This window comes from Streptomyces sp. NPDC088810, assembly GCF_044750305.1.
In the GTDB taxonomy this organism is placed as follows: Bacteria; Actinomycetota; Actinomycetes; order Streptomycetales; family Streptomycetaceae; genus Streptomyces.
Map to the genome: position 1 here is coordinate 1119613 of NZ_JBIVJQ010000001.1, position 15385 is coordinate 1134997.

Here is a 15385-nt window from a genome sequence, read left to right on the forward strand (position 1 = left end):
GCCAGCCTATGTACCAACCATTGGCCCATGTTCTGTATCAGCCATTGATACGCACGGACGGCTGCCGACGGCGGTCTGAGAGAATTGGGACTGTGATTTCCCGAATCGATCTGCGCGGCGACGCCCTTCCCGAGGGCCCCGCCCTGCGCGACCTGCTGCCCCGAGCCGACTTCGACGTTCAGGCCGCCCTGGAGAAGGTGCGTCCGATCTGCGAGGCCGTGCATCATCGTGGCGACGCGGCGCTGATCGACTTCGCCGAGAAATTCGACGGAGTACGGCTGGAAACCGTCCGTGTGCCGGCCCGGGCGCTGGCCGACGCGCTCACGCAGCTCGACCCGGCGGTGCGCGCGGCCCTGGAGGAGTCCATCCGCCGCGCCCGGCTGGTCCACCGCGAGCAGCGCCGTACGGCGCACACCACCCAGGTGGTGCCCGGCGGCTCGGTGACCGAGAAGTGGGTGCCGGTCGAGCGCGTCGGTCTGTACGCGCCCGGCGGCCGCTCGGTCTACCCGTCCTCCGTGGTCATGAACGTCGTCCCGGCCCAGGAGGCCGGCGTCGCGTCCATCGCGCTCGCCTCCCCGGCCCAGGCCGAGTTCGGCGGCCTGCCGCACCCGACGATCCTGGCCGCCTGCGCCCTGCTCGGCGTGGACGAGGTGTACGCGGCGGGCGGCGCCACCGCCGTCGCGATGTTCGCCTACGGCACCGAGTCCTGCCCGCCCGCCAACATGGTCACCGGCCCCGGCAACATCTGGGTCGCCGCCGCCAAGCGCTACTTCACCGGCAAGATCGGCATCGACGCCGAGGCCGGCCCGACCGAGATCGCGATCCTCGCCGACGCCGGCGCCGACCCGGTGCACGTCGCCTCGGACCTGATCAGCCAGGCCGAGCACGACCCGCTCGCGGCGGCCGTCCTGGTCACCGACTCCGTCGAGCTGGCGGAGGCGGTCGAGAAGGAGCTGGAGCCGCAGGTCGCGGCCACCAAGCACATCGACGACCGGATCGTGCCGGCGCTCAAGGGCAAGCAGTCCGCGATCGTCCTCGTGGACGGCATCGAGGAGGGCCTGCGGGTGGTCGACGCCTACGGCGCCGAGCACCTGGAGATCCAGACCGCCGACGCGGCCGCCGTGGCCGACCGGGTGAAGAACGCGGGCGCGATCTTCATCGGCCCCTGGGCCCCCGTCTCGCTCGGCGACTACGCGGCGGGCTCCAACCACGTCCTGCCCACCGGCGGCTGCGCCTGCCACTCCTCGGGCCTGTCGGTCCAGTCCTTCCTGCGCGGCATCCACATCGTGGACTACACCAGGGACGCGCTCGCCGAGGTCGCCCACCACGTGGTGACGCTGGCGGAGGCGGAGGACCTGCCCGCGCACGGCGCGGCGGTCAAGGCGAGGTTCGGCTGGAAGGTACCCGAGAGCAAGTGAGCGACGTGCGGATCGACGATCTCCCCGTACGGGACGAGCTGCGAGGCAAGTCCCCCTACGGCGCGCCCCAGCTGGACGTCCCCGTACGGCTGAACACCAACGAGAACCCCTACCCGCTGCCCGAGCCGCTGGTGGAGCGGATCACGGAGCGGGTGCGGGAGGCCGCCCGGAATCTGAACCGCTACCCGGACCGGGACGCGGTCCAGCTGCGCACCGAGCTGGCCAAGTACCTGACGAAGACCGGCAACCACCCGCTCGGCATCGAGAACGTGTGGGCCGCCAACGGCTCCAACGAGGTCATCCAGCAGCTGCTGCAGACCTTCGGCGGACCGGGCCGTACGGCGATCGGCTTCGAGCCGTCGTACTCGATGCACGCGCTCATCGCGCGCGGCACCGGCACCGGCTGGATCTCCGGTCCCCGCAACGAGGACTTCACGATCGACCTCGACGCGGCCCGGCGGGCCATCGCCGAGCACAAGCCGGACGTCGTCTTCATCACCACCCCCAACAACCCCACCGGCAACGCGGTGCCCCCGGAGACGGTGCTCGCGCTGTACGAGGCGGCGCAGGCGGCCAGGCCGTCCATGGTGGTCGTGGACGAGGCGTACATCGAGTTCAGCCACGGCGACTCGCTGCTGCCCCTCATCGAGGGCCGTCCGCACCTGGTGATCTCCCGGACGATGTCCAAGGCGTTCGGCGCCGCCGGCCTGCGCCTCGGCTACCTGGCCGCGCACCCGGCCGTCGTGGACGCCGTCCAGCTGGTCCGGCTGCCGTACCACCTGTCGGCGATCACCCAGGCCACCGCCCTGGCCGCCCTGGAGCACACCGACACGCTGCTGGGGTACGTACAGCAGCTGAAGGCCGAGCGGGACCGGCTGGTCGCCGAGCTGCGCGCGACGGGCTACGAGGTCACCGAGTCCGACGCGAACTTCGTGCAGTTCGGCCGGTTCGAGAACTCCCACGAGGCCTGGCGGAAGATCCTCGACCGGGGCGTGCTGGTCCGGGACAACGGCGTACCGGGATGGCTGCGGGTGACCGCCGGCACCCCGGAGGAGAACGACGCGTTCCTCGACGCGGTCCGTGAGTTGAAGAAGGAGCTGTAACGCATGAGCCGCGTAGGACGCGTGGAGCGCACCACCAAGGAGACGTCGGTGCTGGTCGAGATAGACCTCGACGGCACCGGGAAGACCGACATCGCCACCGGCGTCGGCTTCTACGACCACATGCTCGACCAGCTCGGCCGGCACGGTCTGTTCGACCTCACCGTGAAGACCGACGGCGACCTGCACATCGACTCCCACCACACCATCGAGGACACCGCCCTCGCGCTCGGCGCCGCCTTCAAGCAGGCGCTCGGCGACAAGGTGGGCATCTACCGCTTCGGCAACTGCACGGTCCCGCTGGACGAGTCCCTCGCCCAGGTCACCGTCGACCTGTCCGGCCGCCCCTACCTCGTGCACACCGAGCCCGAGAAGATGGCGCCGATGATCGGCGAGTACGACACGACGATGACCCGGCACATCCTGGAGTCCTTCGTCGCCCAGGCGCAGATCGCCCTGCACGTGCACGTGCCGTACGGGCGCAACGCGCACCACATCGTGGAGTGCCAGTTCAAGGCGCTGGCCCGGGCCCTCAGGTACGCCTCCGAGCGCGACCCGCGCGCGGCCGGCATCCTCCCGTCGACGAAGGGCGCGCTGTAACCCATGACCGGTCTGTCGACCCTCCTGATCGTCGTCGGCCTCTTCCTGGTCGGCGGCATCGTCTCCTTCGTCAAGCAGAAGATGCCCACCAGCCTGATCGTGCTGCTCTCGATCGGCGCGGGCCTGTGCCTGGTGGCGGGCGTCATGCGGCTGGAGGTGTGGAATTGAGCACCAAGAAGGTCGTCGTCTTCGACTACGGCTTCGGCAACGTCCGGTCCGCCGAGCGGGCCCTCGCGCGCGTGGGCGCCGACGTCGAGATCACGCGCGACTTCGACAAGGCGATGAACGCCGACGGCCTGCTGGTGCCGGGTGTCGGCGCGTTCGCCGCCTGCATGCAGGGCCTGCGCGCCGCCCGCGGCGACTGGGTCGTGGACCGCCGGCTGTCCGGCGGCCGCCCGGTCATGGGCATCTGCGTCGGCATGCAGATCCTCTTCGCCCGCGGCATCGAGCACGGCGTGGAGGCCGAGGGCCTGGACGAGTGGCCCGGCACGGTCGAGCCGCTCCAGGCCGACGTCGTGCCCCACATGGGCTGGAACACCGTCGACGCCCCCGCCGGCTCGCAGCTGTTCGCCGGACTGGACGCCGATGCCCGCTTCTACTTCGTGCATTCCTACGCCGTCCACGAGTGGCGCCTGGAGTCGAACAACCCGGTGATCGAGGCCCCCAAGGTCACCTGGACGACGCACGGCAAGCCGTTCGTGGCCGCCGTGGAGAACGGCGCCCTGTGGGCCACCCAGTTCCACCCCGAGAAGTCCGGCGACGCCGGTGCCCAGCTCCTCACCAACTGGATCGGAACCCTGTAGACCATGGCCAAGCTCGAACTCCTCCCCGCCGTCGACGTCCGCGACGGCCAGGCCGTCCGCCTCGTGCACGGCGAGTCCGGGACCGAGACCTCCTACGGCTCCCCGCTGGAGGCCGCCCTCGCCTGGCAGCGCTCCGGCGCCGAGTGGCTGCACCTGGTCGACCTGGACGCCGCGTTCGGCACCGGCGACAACCGCGCGCTGATCGCCGAGGTCGCCAAGGCGATGGACATCAAGGTGGAGCTGTCCGGCGGCATCCGCGACGACGACACCCTCGCTGCGGCCCTCGCCACCGGCTGCACCCGGGTGAACCTCGGCACGGCCGCCCTGGAGACCCCCGAGTGGGTCGCCAAGGTCATCGCCGAGCACGGCGACAAGATCGCTGTCGGCCTGGACGTACGCGGCACGACCCTGCGCGGCCGCGGCTGGACCCGCGACGGCGGCGACCTGTACGAGACGCTGGAGCGCCTCAACCAGGAGGGCTGCGCCCGCTACGTCGTCACCGACATCGCCAAGGACGGCACCCTGCAGGGCCCGAACCTGGAGCTGCTGAAGAACGTGTGCGCGGCGACGGACCGCCCGGTCGTGGCGTCGGGCGGCGTGTCGTCGCTCGACGACCTGCGCGCCATCGCCGACCTGGTCCCCCTCGGTGTCGAGGGCGCCATCGTCGGGAAGGCCCTGTACGCGAAGGCGTTCACCCTGGAAGAGGCCTTGGAGGCTGTGTCGTCATGACCGATGCCGTGCGGCGCGTGCAGAGCGGAAGTCCCTGGGAAGAGAGTTTCGGGTTCGCACGCGCCGTCGCGGCGGGTGACCGGGTGCTGGTGGCGGGCACGACGGCCTTCCGGGGCGATGTGCTGTACGGGGAGGGCGACCCGTACGAGCAGGCCAAGGTGGCCTTCACCAGCGCCGTCGAGGCGATCGGTGAGTTCGGCCTCGGTATCGAGTCCGTGATCCGGACGCGGATGTACCTGACCCATGTGCGGGACGTGGACGCGGTGGGCCGGGCGCACAAGGAGATGTTCGATTCCGTGCGCCCCATCTCGACCCTGCTGGTCGTGGAGGGGTTCGTCGATCCGCGGATCCTTGTCGAAGTAGAACTAGAAGCATTCAGAGGAGCCTGAGCAGTCATGACCCTGGCGGTCCGAGTCATCCCCTGCCTGGACGTGGACAACGGCCGGGTCGTCAAGGGCGTCAACTTCCAGAACCTGCGCGACGCGGGCGACCCCGTCGAGATGGCCAAGGTGTACGACGCCGAGGGCGCCGACGAGCTGACGTTCCTGGACATCACCGCGTCCTCCGGCAACCGGGAGACGACGTACGACGTGGTGCGCCGCACCGCCGAGCAGGTGTTCATCCCGCTGACCGTGGGCGGCGGCGTCCGCACGGCCGAGGACGTGGACAAGCTGCTGCGGGCGGGCGCCGACAAGGTGGGCGTGAACACCGCCGCGATCGCCCGCCCCGACCTGATCCGCGAGATCGCCGAGCGCTTCGGCCGCCAGGTCCTGGTCCTGTCGGTCGACGCCCGCCGCACCCCGGAAGGCACCTTCGAGGTCACCACCCACGGCGGCCGGCGCGGCACCGGCATCGACGCGGTGGAGTGGGCGCACCGGGCGGCCGAGCTGGGCGCGGGGGAGATCCTGCTGAACTCCATGGACGCGGACGGCACGAAGGACGGCTACGACCTGGAGATGATCGCCGCGGTCCGCAAGCACGTCACCGTCCCGGTGATCGCCTCCGGCGGCGCCGGCAAGCTCACCGACTTCCCCCCGGCCATCGAGGCGGGCGCGGACGCGGTCCTGGCCGCGTCGGTCTTCCACTTCGGCGACCTGAGGATCGGCGAGGTGAAGCAGACCCTGCGGGGGGCGGGCCACCCCGTCAGGTAGAGCCCTTCCCGAGGCCCCGGCCGGCCGGCCGGGGCAGCGCGGACGCGCGTGAGCGGTGGTGGCGGGCGTCGTCCGAGGGTGTCTCCATCCGGGACGAGGACTTTCCAGGACGCACCGGAGAAGGTGGCGGCGCGTCTGGCCGCCTCGCGGCTCTTCCTGGAGCAGCGCGTGGGCCCGCGAGGCGGCCGGGGGCGCCGATGGGCGTGAGCATGTCGCACTGCATGTGTACGGCTTCCCGTTCCGCGTCCGACTCCCGCGTCTGACTCCCGCGTCTGAGAGGACCCCCTTCCGTGACCGCCACGCTGGCGCCGCCGGTGGCCGCGCAGGCCCACCGCGATCCGAACGTCCTGCGCTGGCTCGGTGCCTACACCGCCTCGATGCTGGGCGACAGCGTCTACTACCTCGCCCTGTCCTGGGCCGCCGTCCAGGCCGGCACCCCCGCGCAGGCCGGGCTCGTGATGTCGGCGAGCGCCCTGCCCAGGGCCCTGCTGATGCTCGGCGGGGGAGTGATCGCCGACCGGCTGGGACCGAGACGCGTCGTGATCGGCAGTGACGCCGTACGGTGCGGTGCCGTCCTCGCCGTGGCCGCCCTGCTGTTTTTCACCAGCCCCGGCCTGTGGCCGCTCGCCCTGCTGGCGGTGGTCTTCGGCGCCGTCGACGCCGTGTTCATGCCCGCCGTGGGCGCCCTGCCGGCCCGGATCACCGGCAAGGACCAGCTCGCCCGCGTCCAGGGCATGCGCGGCCTCGCCATCCGTTGCGCGAGCGTCGTGGGCGCCCCGCTCGGCGGTCTCGGCGTGGCCCTCGGCGGCGCCCCGGCCGCCTTCGCCGTCGCCGGGGCGCTCATCGCCGTCTCGGTGCCGCTGCTGGTTTCCGTACGCGTACGGGAACTGCCGGAGGACGACACCCCCCGCGCGGCACGGAGCGCCCGGAGCGACCTCGCGGCCGGCCTGCGGTACGTCCGGCGGCACCGGGTCCTCGGCCCGCTGATGCTCGCCATCGCCCTCGGCGACCTGGGTTTCGTCGGCCCCCTGAACGTCGGTCTGACCCTGCTCGCCGACCGGCGCGGCTGGGGCGCCTCCGGGATGGGCTGGGTGCTGGCCGGGTTCGGCGCCGGCGCGGGAGCCGCCTCGCTGCTGCTCACCGTCCGGGGCCGGCTGCCCCGGGCGGGACTGGTCGCGGGGTACGCCATCATCACCGGCTCGGTGGCCGTCGGCGCCCTCGCCTACGTCCCGGCCCTCCCGGCCGCCGTCGGTACGGCGGTACTCGTCGGCCTGCTCACCGGCCTGAGCGGCGCGATGTGCGGCGCCCTGCTGCAGACCCAGGCCGACCCCGCCTACCTCGGCCGGGTCACCTCCGTCTCCAGCCTGGTCAGCCTCGGCCTCACCCCGCTCAGCATGCCGCTCGCCGCCGCCGCGATCGGCACCTGGGGACTCGGCCCGGTCTACGTCGTCAGCGCCGCCGTCTGCGGCCTCGGCGGGGTCGTCGCCCTCGCCGTACCGGGCCTGCGCCGCGCCGAACTCCCCGGCTGACCGCGCCTCACCCGTGGGGCTGGACCAGCTGCACCAGATTGCCCACCGAGTCGTCGAACACCGCCGCCAGCATCGGGCCCTGCTCCTGGGGCGGATGCGTGAAGCGGACGCCGAGGCCGCTCAGCCGCTCGTACTCGGCCCGGATGTCGTCCACGGAGAAGACGATGCACGGCAGCCCCGCCTCGTACAGCGCCCGGCGGTACGGCTCCGCGATCGGGCCCTGGCCGGGCTCCAGCAGCAGCTGGAGATCCGGCTGGGCCCCGTCCGGCGCGCCGACCGTCACGAACAGGGTGCCGTCGCCGAGGTCCATGTGGGTGCGGGTCTCGAAGCCCAGGACGTCGGTGTAGAAGGCGTGCGCCGTCGCCACGTCGTCCACGAACACGCCGGTCATCGCGACCTTGATCATGGGCCGGTCCCTCAGATGCCCAGCTGCCGGGACTCGTGCAGCCGGTCGATCGCCTCCGCGTCGCCGTCCAGATCCACCCTGGCCGCGTTCTGCCGGCCGTACGCGAACAACAGCAGCTCCGACGGCTCACCGGTCACCGTGACCACCGGGGTGCCCCGGTGCGCCACCGCCGTCTGCCCGTCCGGCCGGCGCAGCACCAGACCCGTCGGCACGCCCCGGCCCATCAGCCGCGCCATCCGCTCCAGCCGGGACCACAGCGCGTCCTGGAAGACGGGGTCCAGCTCGCGGGGCGCCCAGTCCGGCTGGGCGCGGCGGACGTCCTCCGTGTGGACGTAGAACTCCACGATGTTGGCCGCCTCGTCGACCTGCTTGAGCTGGAAGGGCGAGAACCGCGGCGGGCCGGTACGGATCAGCTGGATCAGCTCCTCGTACGGCTTCGCGGTGTACTCGGCCATCACCTTCTCCAGGCGCGGCGCGAGCTGCTTGATCAGCGTGCCCCCGGCCGCGTCCGGGCGGCGCTCGCGGACGATCACGTGGGCGGCCAGGTCCCGGGTCCGCCAGCCCTCGCAGAGGGTCCCGGCGTCGGGACCGACGGTTTCCAAGAGGTCGGCGAGAAGAAGCCGTTCACGCTTGGCAAAGGTCGACATGCTGTCAGCCTACGACGAGGGTCCGCACAATGGACGCCACGGCCGCGCTGTCGGTGCCGCGCGGCACAATGGCACCCATGACCAGTACGACCGGCAGCCCCCGGCCCAGCAGCCTCGACCCGGAGATCGCCGCGCGGCTCAAGCGCAGCGCCGACGGGCTCGTCCCCGCCATCGCCCAGCAGTACGACACCGGCGAGGTGCTCATGCTCGGCTGGATGGACGACGAGGCGCTGCACCGGACCCTGACCACCGGCCGCTGCACCTACTGGTCCCGCAGCCGCCGGGAGTACTGGGTCAAGGGCGACACCTCCGGCCACGTCCAGTGGGTGAAGTCGGTCGCGCTGGACTGTGACGCCGACACCCTGCTGGTCAAGGTCGACCAGGTGGGTGCCGCCTGCCACACCGGCGCGCGCACCTGCTTCGACGCGGACGTGCTGATCGAGGGCGCCGGTTCCGGCGCACCCGGCTCCGGTCAGTAAGGTCAGCGGCCATGGAACTGGAGACTTTCCGCAAGCTGGCCACCGACCGGCGTGTCATCCCGGTCACGCGCAAGCTCCTCGCCGACGGCGACACCCCGGTCGCGCTCTACCGCAAGCTGGCCGCCGAGCGACCCGGCACCTTCTTGCTGGAGTCCGCGGAGAACGGCCGTTCCTGGTCCCGCTACTCCTTCGTCGGCGTCCGCAGCGCCGCCACGCTCACCGCCCGGGACGGGCAGGCCCACTGGCTGGGCACCCCGCCCGTCGGCGTCCCCACCGACGGCGACCCCCTCGCGGCCCTGCGCGCCACCCTCCAGACACTGCACACCCCGCACCAGGGGGGCCTGCCGCCCTTCACCGGCGGCATGGTCGGCTACCTGGGCTACGACATCGTCCGCCGCCTGGAGAAGATCGGCCCCGGCGAGCGCGACGACCTGCGGCTGCCCGAGCTGACCATGCTGCTCACCAGCGACCTCGCGGTGATGGACCACTGGGAGGGCTCGGTCCTGCTGATCGCCAACGCGATCAACCACAACGACCTGGACACCGGCGTCGACGAGGCGTACGCGGACGCCGTGGCCCGCCTGGACGCCATGGAGGCGGACCTGTCCCGCCCGGTCGCCCAGCCCCCGGTCCACCTGCCGCCCTCCGAGCTGCCCGAGTACACCGCCCTGTGGGGCGGCCCCGACTTCCAGCGGGCCGTCGAGGACGTCAAGGAACGCATCCGCGCGGGCGAGGCCTTCCAGGTCGTGCCCTCCCAGCGCTTCGAGACCCCGTGCACGGCGAGCGCCCTGGACGTCTACCGGGTGCTGCGGGCGACCAACCCCTCGCCGTACATGTACCTCTTCCGCTTCGACGGGTTCGACGTCGTCGGCTCCTCCCCGGAAGCGCTGGTGAAGGTCGAGGACGGGCGCGCGATGGTGCACCCCATCGCCGGCACCCGGCACCGCGGGGCCACCCCGCAGGAGGACCAGGCCCTCGCCGAGGAACTGCTCGCCGACCCCAAGGAGCGCGCCGAGCACCTGATGCTGGTCGACCTCGGGCGCAACGACCTCGGCCGGGTCTGCGAGCCCGGCTCGGTCGAGGTGGTCGACTTCATGTCCGTCGAGCGCTACTCGCACGTGATGCACATCGTCTCCACCGTCACCGGCACGGTGGCGCCCGGCCGCACCGCCTTCGACGTGCTCACCGCGTGCTTCCCGGCGGGCACCCTGTCCGGCGCCCCCAAGCCCCGCGCGATGCAGATCATCGACGAGCTGGAGCCCTCCCGGCGCGGCCTGTACGGCGGCTGCGTCGGCTACCTGGACTTCGCCGGCGACTCCGACACCGCCATCGCCATCCGTACGGCCCTGCTCCGCGACGGCACCGCCTACGTCCAGGCGGGCGCCGGCATCGTCGCCGACTCCGACCCGGTCGCGGAGGACCAGGAGTGCCGCAACAAGGCGGCCGCGGTGCTGCGGGCGGTGCACACCGCGAACCGCCTCGGGCGATAGGGCGCTTCTCATACGAACCCCGGGTGACGGTTCACCCGGCGTTCAGGCGATAGTGGAGTACGTGACTGCCGTACCTCACCCCCGTTCCGAAGCCGCCGCGTCCGCCCGGTCCGGCCGGCGGAGCCTCGCCGTGGCCCTCCTGTGCGGCGCGCTCGGCGCGGCCGTGGCGCTGCTCGCGACCCGGCAGCGCTGGGCGGAGGGCACCGCGACGGTGGCCGGCGGCGCGTTCCCGCTGACCGCCAAGGGCAGCGACGTCACGGGCGTCCCCGCGGCCCTCGCCATAGTGGGCCTCGCCGCCCTCGTCGCCGTCTTCGCCGTCCGCAGGGCCGGCCGGGTCCTCGTCTCCGGGCTGCTCGCGCTGTCCGGCGCCGGGATCGTCACCGCGGCCCTGGTGGCCGCCTCCGACGGCTCCGCCCTGGACGAGGAGGCAGCCAAGGCGAGCGGCGACACCTCCGCCACGGTCGCCGCGCTCACCCACACCGGCTGGCCCTACGTCGCGGCCGCCGGCGGCGTGCTGATCCTGTTCGCCGGACTGCTCGCCCTGCGCTACGGCAGCCTGTGGCCCGCGATGTCCGGGCGCTACGAACGCGGCACCGCCCGGCCGCGGCGCACGGCCCGGCCGGCCGACCCCGACCGGCCCGAGGAGATCTGGAAGGCCCTGGACCGCGGCGAGGACCCGACGGGCGCCTGACCGATCCGGTGGGACCGATGTGGTGAACCAGACGCCACCCCCGCGTCCGGCACGCGTGCGCGTACGGGACAATGGACGGCGAGCGTCCGGCTCGTACGACACACAGACAGCAACGAGGAGCAAGTCATGGCGGGCAGCAGCCACGGTCACACCCCGGCCGCCTGGACCGGTGTCATCATCGCCTTCATCGGTTTCTGCGTCGCGGGTGCCTTCATGGTGATGGCCCAGCCCGTCGGCTTCTGGGCCGGCATGGTCATCACGGTCCTCGGTGGTGTGGTCGGTGCCATCATGCGCGCCATGGGTCTCGGCCAGCCGAAGCAGTCACGGGCCCTGCCGCACGCTGCGCCCGCGGCCACCCGCGAGCCGGTGGCCGCGGAGAGCTGAGCCACGGGTTTTCCGCGCGGGCGGTCCGGCATCCCTGGGATGCGGACCGCCTTTTCGCGTGGGCCGTAACCCGTGCCGGTGGTGCGGCCGGGCGGGGTTGGGCCGCTTGCCGCGGCCGGGCGGGCAGGCCTGCGTCCGCCGGGGCAGAATGCCCGCGTGAACGCCTACAGCCGTCCGGTTCCGTCCCTCGTGCCCGTCTGGCGGCGGGTCGCCGTCCCGGCGGGCGTGCTCGGGGCCGTCGCCGGGGCCTTCGGGTACGTCGGTGCCGTCGACCCGGGCGAACCCGGTCACTACCCCGTCTGCCCGCTCTACCGGCTCACCGGGCTGTACTGCCCGGGCTGCGGCGGGCTGCGCAGCGCGCACGCCTTCGTGCACGGTGATCTGCTCGCCGCCCTGCGCGACAACGCGCTCGGCGTGGCCGCCTACCTGGGCTTCGCCGTGCTGTGGACCGTCTGGGTGGTCCGCGCGGCACGCGGCCGGCCGCTGCGGATCGACCTCGGACCGGCCCGGCTGTGGGCCCTCGGCGCGGTCCTGCTGGTCTTCACCGTCGTCCGGAACCTGCCGTTCGGTGGCTGGCTCCGACCTTGATCGAATGACGAATGTCCAGGTAGTGGGACCGCTCTCGGCCGGATGCGAAGCCTCGGCCCTCCTGCGGATACCATCGCATTGACCACAGGTTTTCAAAACCTCGAAGGAACCACCGTCTGGAAGGGGGCCGCTCGCGTGAGTGTGCTCGACGAGATCATCGACGGAGTCCGTGCCGACCTCGCGGAGCGGCAGGCACGCGTCACCCTCGACGAGCTCAAGGAGCGCGCGGCCAAGGCCCACGCCGCCAAGGACGGGGTGGCCGCGCTCAAGGGCGACGGCGTCAAGGTGATCTGCGAGGTCAAGCGCTCGAGCCCCTCCAAGGGCGCGTTGGCGGCGATCGCCGACCCGGCCGGACTCGCCGCGGACTACGAGGCGGGCGGTGCGGCCGTCATCTCCGTCCTCACCGAAGAGCGCCGCTTCGGCGGCTCGCTCGCCGACCTGGAGGCCGTGCGCTCCCGGGTCGACATCCCCGTCCTGCGCAAGGACTTCATCGTCACGTCGTACCAGCTGTGGGAGGCCCGCGCGTACGGCGCCGACCTCGCGCTGCTGATCGTGGCCGCCCTGGACCAGCCGGCCCTGGAGTCGCTGATCGAGCGGGCGGTGTCCATCGGCCTGACCCCGCTCGTCGAGGTGCACGACGAGGACGAGGTCGAGCGTGCGGTGGACGCGGGCGCCAAGGTCATCGGCGTCAACGCGCGCAACCTGAAGACGCTGGAGGTCGACCGCGGCACGTTCGAGCGGCTCGCCCCGGAGATCCCCGACGGCATCGTCAAGGTCGCCGAGTCCGGCGTCCGCGGCCCGCACGACCTCATCGCCTACGCCAACGCCGGCGCCGACGCCGTGCTGGTCGGCGAGTCCCTGGTGACCGGCCGTGACCCCAAGGCGGCGGTGGCCGACCTGGTGGCGGCGGGCGAACACCCGGCACTGCGGCACGGTCGCGGCTGATCCCGCTAAGCTTGGCGCCGATGACTCTCCTCGTGACGACCGTGGACCGGCACGCGCGCCTGGCGCGCGGTTGCCGCCCGCGCGGCTGCCGTGCACCCGCGCGCCGCGTACACGGCCGTCGCGTGCGGTACGTCATCGGCGACGAACCGGGACAGGTGAACGGGCGTCGATGGCAGCGCCCCGTCAGGGGCGCGGGGAACTGCGCGACGGGCCACTGACGGCCCGCAGCCGCCCAAGGAATTCCCGCCCCCACGGCGAACAGTGTCTTTGCACCCACTCACCGTGAGGTTTTCCGCATGCCCAGCGATTTCTTCATCCCCGACCCGGAGGGTCAGATCCCCAGCGCCGAGGGCTACTTCGGCGCGTTCGGCGGCAAGTTCATCCCGGAGGCCCTCGTCGCCGCCGTGGACGAGGTCGCCGTCGAGTACGACAAGGCCAAGCACGACCCCGAGTTCGCCCGCGAGCTCGACGACCTGCTGGTCAACTACACCGGCCGTCCGTCGGCGCTCACCGAGGTGCCCCGTTTCGCCGAACACGCCGGTGGCGCACGGGTGTTCCTCAAGCGCGAGGACCTCAACCACACCGGCTCCCACAAGATCAACAACGTGCTCGGCCAGGCCCTGCTCACCAAGCGGATGGGCAAGACCCGGGTCATCGCCGAGACCGGCGCCGGCCAGCACGGTGTCGCCACGGCCACCGCCTGCGCGCTGTTCGGCCTCGACTGCACCATCTACATGGGCGAGATCGACACCGAGCGCCAGGCCCTCAACGTGGCCCGGATGCGCATGCTCGGCGCCGAGGTCGTCGCCGTGAAGTCCGGCAGCCGCACCCTCAAGGACGCCATCAACGAGGCGTTCCGGGACTGGGTCGCCAACGTCGACCACACCCACTACCTGTTCGGTACGGTCGCCGGCCCGCACCCCTTCCCGGCCATGGTCCGCGACTTCCACCGGGTCATCGGCGTCGAGGCCCGCCGCCAGCTCCTGGAGCGGGCCGGCCGTCTCCCGGACGCGGCCGTCGCCTGCGTCGGCGGCGGCTCCAACGCCATCGGCCTCTTCCACGCCTTCATCCCCGACGAGGGCGTCCGCCTCATCGGCTGCGAGCCCGCCGGACACGGCATCGAGACCGGCGAGCACGCGGCCACCCTCACCGCCGGCGAGCCCGGCATCCTGCACGGCTCCCGGTCCTACGTCCTGCAGGACGAGGAGGGCCAGATCACCGAGCCGTACTCGATCTCCGCCGGTCTGGACTACCCGGGCATCGGCCCCGAGCACTCCTACCTGAAGGACTCCGGCCGCGGCGAGTACCGCGCGATCACCGACGACGCCGCCATGCAGGCGCTGCGCCTGCTGTCGCGGACCGAGGGCATCATCCCGGCCATCGAGAGCGCCCACGCGCTGGCCGGCGCCCTGGAGGTCGGCAGGGAGCTGGGCAAGGACGGCCTGATCGTCGTCAACCTGTCCGGCCGCGGCGACAAGGACATGGACACCGCCGCCCGCTACTTCGGCCTCTACGACACCGACGCCGAGGTGGCCGCCAACGAAGCCGACACCGCCGAGATCGAGGGGGACGCCAAGTGAGCGGAAACGTCCAGCTGCTGACCGACACCCTCGCGGCCGCCAAGGCCGAGGGCCGCTCCGCGCTCATCGCCTACCTCCCGGCCGGCTTCCCGACCGTGGACGGCGGCATCGACGCGGTCAAGGCCGCCTTCGACGGCGGCGCCGACATCGTCGAGGTCGGCCTGCCGCACAGCGACCCGGTCCTCGACGGCCCGGTCATCCAGACCGCCGACGACATCGCCCTGCGGGGCGGGGTGAAGATCGCCGACGTGATGCGCACGGTTCGGGAGGCCCACGAGGCCACGGGCAAGCCGGTGCTCGTCATGACGTACTGGAACCCCATCGACCGCTACGGCGTGGAGCGCTTCACCGCAGAGCTGGCCGAGGCGGGCGGTGCGGGGTGCATCCTGCCCGACCTGCCGGTCCAGGAGTCCGCGCTGTGGCGGGAGCACGCCGAGAAGCACGGCCTGGCGACGGTCTTCGTGGTGGCGCCGAGCAGCAAGGACGAGCGGCTCGCCCAGATCACCGCGGCGGGCAGCGGCTTCGTCTACGCCGCCTCCCTCATGGGTGTCACCGGCACCCGTGAGTCGGTCGGCGCGCAGGCCCAGGACCTGGTCCGGCGCACCCGCGGCACCGGCACCGACCTGCCCGTCTGCGTCGGACTCGGCGTCTCCAGCCGGGCCCAGGCCGCCGAGGTCGCCGGCTTCGCCGACGGGGTGATCGTCGGTTCGGCGTTCGTGAAGCGGATGCTGGACGCGCCGGACCACGCCTGCGGTGTCGCGGCGGTCCGTGAGCTGGCCGGGGAGCTGGCCAAGGGCGTGCGCGGACTGGCGTAAGCGCAGGTCACTTTCCCTATCAGAACATTC

Annotated in this window: 20 protein-coding genes and 1 pseudogene; 19 read left to right on the top strand and 2 right to left on the bottom strand. The window is 72.3% G+C overall.

The features are described 5' to 3' along the window. Positions 1-92 precede the first annotated feature (92 nt). From hisD to ACIP4Y_RS05160, 10 genes and pseudogenes are all read left to right on the top strand, one after another. Positions 93-1418 carry a histidinol dehydrogenase gene (hisD, locus tag ACIP4Y_RS05115; RefSeq protein WP_401387842.1) on the top strand — a complete coding sequence of 442 codons (1326 nt, stop codon included), beginning with the start codon at positions 93-95 and terminating at the stop codon, positions 1416-1418. Beyond that, entirely contained in the window at positions 1415-2521 is a 1107-nt protein-coding gene (locus ACIP4Y_RS05120) for a histidinol-phosphate transaminase (RefSeq protein WP_358637432.1), read from the top strand. The genes hisD and ACIP4Y_RS05120 overlap by 4 nt, the downstream gene beginning before the upstream one ends. A 3-nt stretch (positions 2522-2524) precedes the next feature. After that, positions 2525-3118 (top strand): imidazoleglycerol-phosphate dehydratase HisB, encoded by a 594-nt coding sequence (gene hisB, locus ACIP4Y_RS05125; RefSeq protein WP_019328035.1) that lies wholly within the window; start codon positions 2525-2527, stop codon positions 3116-3118. Between the two features lie 3 nt (positions 3119-3121). Then, on the top strand, positions 3122-3286 hold the full coding sequence (locus ACIP4Y_RS05130; RefSeq protein ID WP_030347835.1) for a hypothetical protein: 165 nt from the start codon (positions 3122-3124) through the stop codon (positions 3284-3286). Further along, the gene (hisH, locus tag ACIP4Y_RS05135) at positions 3277-3921 is read left to right on the top strand and encodes an imidazole glycerol phosphate synthase subunit HisH (protein ID WP_401387846.1); all 645 of its coding nucleotides are present in this window, start codon (positions 3277-3279) and stop codon (positions 3919-3921) included. The genes ACIP4Y_RS05130 and hisH overlap by 10 nt, the downstream gene beginning before the upstream one ends. A 3-nt stretch (positions 3922-3924) precedes the next feature. Then, positions 3925-4650, top strand: coding sequence for a bifunctional 1-(5-phosphoribosyl)-5-((5-phosphoribosylamino)methylideneamino)imidazole-4-carboxamide isomerase/phosphoribosylanthranilate isomerase PriA (gene priA, locus ACIP4Y_RS05140; RefSeq protein WP_401387850.1), 726 nt, complete (start codon positions 3925-3927; stop codon positions 4648-4650). Then, positions 4647-5039, top strand: coding sequence for a RidA family protein (locus tag ACIP4Y_RS05145; protein ID WP_401387853.1), 393 nt, complete (start codon positions 4647-4649; stop codon positions 5037-5039). The genes priA and ACIP4Y_RS05145 overlap by 4 nt, the downstream gene beginning before the upstream one ends. Before the next feature lie 6 nt (positions 5040-5045). Then, positions 5046-5801: an imidazole glycerol phosphate synthase subunit HisF gene (gene hisF, locus ACIP4Y_RS05150; RefSeq protein ID WP_358637427.1), complete on the top strand. Its 756-nt coding sequence runs from the start codon at positions 5046-5048 to the stop codon at positions 5799-5801. A 35-nt stretch (positions 5802-5836) separates the two neighbouring features. Then, positions 5837-6048 (top strand): annotated as a pseudogene (locus ACIP4Y_RS05155) (transcriptional regulator); the annotation flags it as partial. A 43-nt stretch (positions 6049-6091) separates the two neighbouring features. Continuing rightward, entirely contained in the window at positions 6092-7330 is a 1239-nt protein-coding gene (locus ACIP4Y_RS05160; RefSeq protein WP_401387856.1) for an MFS transporter, read from the top strand. 7 nt (positions 7331-7337) lie between these two features. Here ACIP4Y_RS05160 and ACIP4Y_RS05165 read toward each other — a convergent pair whose 3' ends face one another. Both ACIP4Y_RS05165 and ACIP4Y_RS05170 read right to left on the bottom strand, forming a co-directional pair. Next, positions 7338-7736, bottom strand: a complete 399-nt coding sequence (locus tag ACIP4Y_RS05165) for a VOC family protein (protein WP_358637422.1) — start codon at positions 7734-7736, stop codon at positions 7338-7340. An 11-nt stretch (positions 7737-7747) separates the two neighbouring features. After that, complete coding sequence (locus ACIP4Y_RS05170) at positions 7748-8383, bottom strand: TIGR03085 family metal-binding protein (RefSeq protein WP_401387861.1); 636 nt, start codon at positions 8381-8383, stop codon at positions 7748-7750. Between the two features lie 77 nt (positions 8384-8460). On the opposite strand from ACIP4Y_RS05170, the gene hisI reads away from it, so the two are divergent. The 9 genes from hisI (at position 8461) to trpA (ending at position 15355) form a co-directional block, all read left to right on the top strand. Beyond that, positions 8461-8862, top strand: coding sequence for a phosphoribosyl-AMP cyclohydrolase (hisI, locus tag ACIP4Y_RS05175; RefSeq protein ID WP_358637418.1), 402 nt, complete (start codon positions 8461-8463; stop codon positions 8860-8862). Positions 8863-8873: 11 nt separating this feature from the next. After that, positions 8874-10352, top strand: a complete 1479-nt coding sequence (locus ACIP4Y_RS05180; RefSeq protein ID WP_401387865.1) for an anthranilate synthase component I — start codon at positions 8874-8876, stop codon at positions 10350-10352. A 52-nt stretch (positions 10353-10404) separates the two neighbouring features. Further along, positions 10405-11043, top strand: coding sequence for a TIGR02234 family membrane protein (locus ACIP4Y_RS05185; RefSeq protein ID WP_401387868.1), 639 nt, complete (start codon positions 10405-10407; stop codon positions 11041-11043). 126 nt (positions 11044-11169) lie between these two features. Next, complete coding sequence (locus ACIP4Y_RS05190) at positions 11170-11427, top strand: HGxxPAAW family protein (protein ID WP_358637412.1); 258 nt, start codon at positions 11170-11172, stop codon at positions 11425-11427. Between the two features lie 156 nt (positions 11428-11583). Further along, positions 11584-12015, top strand: coding sequence for a DUF2752 domain-containing protein (locus ACIP4Y_RS05195; RefSeq protein WP_401387872.1), 432 nt, complete (start codon positions 11584-11586; stop codon positions 12013-12015). Positions 12016-12150: 135 nt separating this feature from the next. Further along, positions 12151-12960 carry an indole-3-glycerol phosphate synthase TrpC gene (gene trpC, locus ACIP4Y_RS05200; protein ID WP_401387875.1) on the top strand — a complete coding sequence of 270 codons (810 nt, stop codon included), beginning with the start codon at positions 12151-12153 and terminating at the stop codon, positions 12958-12960. A gap of 20 nt (positions 12961-12980) precedes the next feature. Beyond that, on the top strand, positions 12981-13178 hold the full coding sequence (gene trpM, locus ACIP4Y_RS05205) for a tryptophan biosynthesis modulator TrpM (RefSeq protein ID WP_401387878.1): 198 nt from the start codon (positions 12981-12983) through the stop codon (positions 13176-13178). Positions 13179-13256: 78 nt separating this feature from the next. Next, entirely contained in the window at positions 13257-14540 is a 1284-nt protein-coding gene (gene trpB, locus ACIP4Y_RS05210; protein WP_401387881.1) for a tryptophan synthase subunit beta, read from the top strand. After that, a complete protein-coding gene (trpA, locus tag ACIP4Y_RS05215) occupies positions 14537-15355 on the top strand; it encodes a tryptophan synthase subunit alpha (RefSeq protein WP_401387884.1) in 819 nt (272 codons plus the stop codon). The genes trpB and trpA overlap by 4 nt, the downstream gene beginning before the upstream one ends. Positions 15356-15385 lie beyond the last annotated feature (30 nt).

Bases quoted from the DNA above. Each gene is read 5' to 3' on its own strand.
- hisB (WP_019328035.1), top strand. From the start codon at position 2,525: ATGAGCCGCGTAGGACGCGTGGAGCGCACCACCAAGGAGACGTCGGTG.
- ACIP4Y_RS05130 (WP_030347835.1), top strand. From the start codon at position 3,122: ATGACCGGTCTGTCGACCCTCCTGATCGTCGTCGGCCTCTTCCTGGTC.
- priA (WP_401387850.1), top strand. From the start codon at position 3,925: ATGGCCAAGCTCGAACTCCTCCCCGCCGTCGACGTCCGCGACGGCCAG.
- ACIP4Y_RS05145 (WP_401387853.1), top strand. From the start codon at position 4,647: ATGACCGATGCCGTGCGGCGCGTGCAGAGCGGAAGTCCCTGGGAAGAG.
- hisF (WP_358637427.1), top strand. From the start codon at position 5,046: ATGACCCTGGCGGTCCGAGTCATCCCCTGCCTGGACGTGGACAACGGC.
- ACIP4Y_RS05165 (WP_358637422.1), bottom strand. From the start codon at position 7,736: ATGATCAAGGTCGCGATGACCGGCGTGTTCGTGGACGACGTGGCGACG.
- ACIP4Y_RS05170 (WP_401387861.1), bottom strand. From the start codon at position 8,383: ATGTCGACCTTTGCCAAGCGTGAACGGCTTCTTCTCGCCGACCTCTTG.
- hisI (WP_358637418.1), top strand. From the start codon at position 8,461: ATGACCAGTACGACCGGCAGCCCCCGGCCCAGCAGCCTCGACCCGGAG.
- ACIP4Y_RS05180 (WP_401387865.1), top strand. From the start codon at position 8,874: ATGGAACTGGAGACTTTCCGCAAGCTGGCCACCGACCGGCGTGTCATC.
- ACIP4Y_RS05190 (WP_358637412.1), top strand. From the start codon at position 11,170: ATGGCGGGCAGCAGCCACGGTCACACCCCGGCCGCCTGGACCGGTGTC.
- trpM (WP_401387878.1), top strand. From the start codon at position 12,981: ATGACTCTCCTCGTGACGACCGTGGACCGGCACGCGCGCCTGGCGCGC.
- trpB (WP_401387881.1), top strand. From the start codon at position 13,257: ATGCCCAGCGATTTCTTCATCCCCGACCCGGAGGGTCAGATCCCCAGC.